This window comes from Thermogutta sp., assembly GCF_014359955.1.
Taxonomy (GTDB): Bacteria; Planctomycetota; Planctomycetia; order Pirellulales; family Thermoguttaceae; genus Thermogutta.
This window is the reverse complement of sequence record NZ_JACIYL010000448.1, coordinates 1-3695: the sequence shown is the minus strand read 5'-3', so window position 1 is coordinate 3695 and position 3695 is coordinate 1. Positions and strand designations below refer to the sequence as shown.

Annotated in this window: 3 protein-coding genes and 1 pseudogene; all 4 read left to right on the top strand. The window is 56.4% G+C overall.

What is annotated here, in order from left to right:
- Positions 1-889, top strand: a pseudogene (locus H5U08_RS12835) (molybdopterin oxidoreductase); the annotation flags it as partial.
- A gap of 15 nt (positions 890-904) precedes the next feature.
- Positions 905-2032, top strand: a complete 1128-nt coding sequence (locus H5U08_RS12830; RefSeq protein WP_297033687.1) for a 4Fe-4S dicluster domain-containing protein — start codon at positions 905-907, stop codon at positions 2030-2032.
- Positions 2033-2046: 14 nt separating this feature from the next.
- Complete coding sequence (locus H5U08_RS12825) at positions 2047-2907, top strand: ethylbenzene dehydrogenase-related protein (RefSeq protein WP_297033685.1); 861 nt, start codon at positions 2047-2049, stop codon at positions 2905-2907.
- Positions 2908-2924: 17 nt separating this feature from the next.
- Positions 2925-3524: a molecular chaperone TorD family protein gene (locus tag H5U08_RS12820; protein ID WP_297033683.1), complete on the top strand. Its 600-nt coding sequence runs from the start codon at positions 2925-2927 to the stop codon at positions 3522-3524.
- Positions 3525-3695 lie beyond the last annotated feature (171 nt).

The window sequence follows — 3695 nt, the reverse complement described above, 5'->3', positions numbered from 1 at the left end:
GGCCTCACATGAGGCCATTCGGCCCGCAGGGCCGGAGGACTACGGAGTCGAAAGCACAGACTTGTCTTGTGATGTGCGGTGCGGGCGCAACGTCGTCCTTCCTTGGGAAGTGGCTGAAAAACATCAGCATCCCCTGCTCGCCAAGGGATATCGGTTCATCTTCCACACGCCCAAATATCGGCATGGCGCCCATACTACCCCCATCGATACTGACATGATCGCCATCCTCTTTGGCCCGTTCGGCGATATTTATCGTCATGACAGGCGGGCACCTTTCGTGGCCGAGGGATACGTGGACATCAATCCGGATGATGCTAAAGAACTGGGAATCGAGGATGGAGACTATGTGTGGATAGACGGGGACCCCGAAGATCGTCCCTTCCGGGGCTGGCAGCACAATTCTCGCGACTATCAATTCGCACGCCTTCTTTGCCGTGCCCGGTATTATCCGGGAACCCCGCGGGGGGTAACCCGCATGTGGTTCAACATGTACGGAGCCACGCCCGGATCCCAGGAAGGGCAGCGCACCAGGGCGGATGGCCTCGCCAAAAATCCCCGTACCAACTACCAGGCCATGTTCCGCTCCGGGTCGCATCAATCGGCTACCCGAGGCTGGCTCAAGCCGACCTGGATGACGGACTCACTCGTTCGGAAGGAGATCTTCGGACAGGCTATCTCGACCGGTTTTGCTCCCGACGTGCATTGTCCCACAGGTGCTCCGCGAGAAGCCATCGTGAGAATCACGCGGGCGGAACCGGGCGGTTTGAACGGCCAGGGGTTGTGGCGTGTGGCGCAACTGGGGCTCCGTCCGACCTATGAGTCACCGGCCCTCCAACGCTACCTTGCCGGCGAGTTTGTGCGGATTGAAACCCCTAATCGTTCTTCATGAGAAGGATGCGGAACCATGGCAATCGTTTACAACTGGCAACTGGGACGCACCATGTCCTACTGGTATCCGGAACACCGCCCTCAGCGACAGTACGCCGCGGTGTTCGATCTTAACAAGTGCATTGCCTGCCAGAGCTGCACACTGGCCTGTAAAACGACCTGGACCTCAGGAAAAGGCCAGGAATACATGCTGTGGAATAACGTGGAAAGCAAACCGTACGGCAGTTATCCCCTCGCATGGGATACGAAGCTTCTCGAAATGCTCGGCCCACAAACATGGAAGGACGGAAAATATCTGGGGCGCACGATCTTTGAAGCTGCTCCCGCTGGAGAACGCGTGCTGGGATGGCGGCCGGACGAGTACGATTACGCATTCCCCAACACTGGGGAAGACGATTGCGCGGGCCATGTGGAACGCGGACTGGCTTTGAACCTGCCGCACTCCGTGTGGTTCTTTTATCTTCCCCGAATCTGTAATCACTGTACCTATCCGGCATGCCTGGCCGCCTGCCCCCGAGGCTCCATTTATAAACGTCCGGAAGATGGAATCGTGCTGCTGGATCAGGGACGCTGTCGGGGCTATCGGGAGTGCGTGAAAGCATGCCCTTACAAGAAAGTATTTTTCAATCCTCTCACGGGAACCTCCGAAAAGTGTATTTTCTGCTTCCCCAAACGCGAACAAGGGTTGCAACCGCAGTGTTTTGTCAACTGCATCGGGAAAATCCGCCTGGCGGGCTACATTTCTGTCCCGGAATCTGCGAACCCGGACAATCCCATCGACTACCTCGTTCACGTGCGCAAGGTGGCCCTGCCCCTTTTACCCCAATTAGGTCTTGAGCCCAACGTTTACTACATTCCGCCAGTTCATGTGCCTGTGCGATTCCTGGAGCAGCTCTTTGGTCCCCACGTCCAGGCGGCGATCCAAACGTACCTGAGCGCCAAGGAAGATCCTGATCTGGCGGGATTGATCCAACTTTTTGGCTGCACAGAGAAAATTGTCCCTCGATGGAAGCGGCAGAACGATTGGATCATCGGAATGGAAGAAGACGGCACAGAAATTGTCCGTGTCCCACTGCGGGAACCCGTTTTCGAGCGACCTTTGTTCGACGAACGTTTTCAGGTGGCTCGGCATAACTGTCCCTGATGGAGCATGTGACCATGTGGAAATTACGGCTACCTTTGACCTTGCTGGTCGGTGCGGCAATCGTGGCGGGGGGATGCCGTCGCCAGGCTGTGGCGCCTCCGCCGCAAGAGATCCAGGCTCTGATGGTGAAGGAACTACCCACCGATCCCACGGATTCTCTCTGGAAACAGACCCAGGAATTGCGTATTCCGCTTCTTCTCCAGGATCTTGTCGAGCCGCGCTTACTGCAGCCTTCCACGCCTTACGTCGCGGTCCGCGCACTGTACGACGGGCATCGGCTGGCATTTCGTCTGGAATGGAAAGACGCCACGGAAAACGCGGATCCCGGCATAGCGGCCTTCTCCGACGCCTGTGCGGTGCAGCTTCCTCAAAAAGTGGAGGCCGTCTTGCCAGCCCCGCAGATGGGCGAGAAAGGCCATCCGGTGGAAATCACTCTCTGGAAAGCCGTCTGGAAAAAGGGGCCACTTTTTGAGAAAGGCATTCAAGCCGTGTATCCGAACGCGGCGATCGGCCACTATCCATTTCAAGCAGCGTCGCTGGTTCCCGGATCCACCGCGCAGCAGGAAATGGCTCTGCGCTACGCCCCCGCACGGCGTTTGGGCAACGATGTGGCGTCAGTTCCGGAAAAAGGCGCTCAGGACATTATGGCGGAAGGCCCTGGTACCATCATTCCCCTGCAAAAGCATTCGCAAGCGCAGGCTGTTCGCACCGCCCAGGGCTGGGCCGTGGTGATTGTCCGGGATCCGCCCGAGGGATTCTCTCCCGATAGCGGAACCCATGTGGCTTTCGCCATCTGGGACGGCGCCCACCAGGAAATCGGTTCACGAAAGATGCGGTCAGCATGGATTCCTCTGCGAGTCGTTTCCAACCAATGAACATGGACATGCAACAAATGTCTGAGCAGTCGTTTTTTGAATTGATTCGTGACGCGGCGCAATGGCACCTGGCCGCCCTCCTCCTTCTGCCGCCGTCCGCCAGCAGAAAGTGCGAAATTCAGAGTCTCCTTCGGGAGATTCAGGATCCCGCTCTATTTAGAATCGCTGAAAATTGGTGCAGCGATCCGACGACGGAGGAGTATTTTCAAATCGTTTATCCCGGTGGCCAGGTCTCCCTCCGCGCGGTCAGCTATTTACCGCTCGTTTCGCCGGGGGAAATGCTTGCCACGCTCGAGGAGCTCTACGATCGCATGGGCTATCGGAATAGCACGGAAGAACCTCCTGATCACCTTGCCGTGCTGGCGGATTGCTATGCTTTTTTATCACTTCGGGCGGCTTACATGGTGGCAAACCAGCGACAGAACGAGTTTTTGTCTTTCATACATCTTCACGACGATCTTGCTGTTCACTACCTTTTACCGGTGCTTTCTTCCTTGGTGGAGAAGCTCCAGAATCATCAGACATCCAGTCTGCGTGCCACCGTTGAATGGATGCGGGATGTCCTCCATCCATCAGCGTGTCACAATCTGAGCCCGCCATCCCAACTGTCCGACTAACTGAACAAACTTCGGACCACGGTCGGCCTTTTCTTCACATTTCACACCGAACAAGCTTGCTCAGAGACATTAGAGAAGCACAGATTAAACGACGGAATCGAAAGGAACCTCTGCACAATTCCTGGGTAACGGCATTATAATCTGAGGGGTTACAACTGTTGATAGAAAGAG

What these genes read in the sequence shown, in the direction of transcription:
- H5U08_RS12830 (WP_297033687.1), top strand. Translation starts at nt 905, where the DNA reads ATGGCAATCGTTTACAACTGGCAACTGGGACGCACCATGTCCTACTGG.
- H5U08_RS12825 (WP_297033685.1), top strand. Translation starts at nt 2,047, where the DNA reads ATGTGGAAATTACGGCTACCTTTGACCTTGCTGGTCGGTGCGGCAATC.
- H5U08_RS12820 (WP_297033683.1), top strand. Translation starts at nt 2,925, where the DNA reads ATGTCTGAGCAGTCGTTTTTTGAATTGATTCGTGACGCGGCGCAATGG.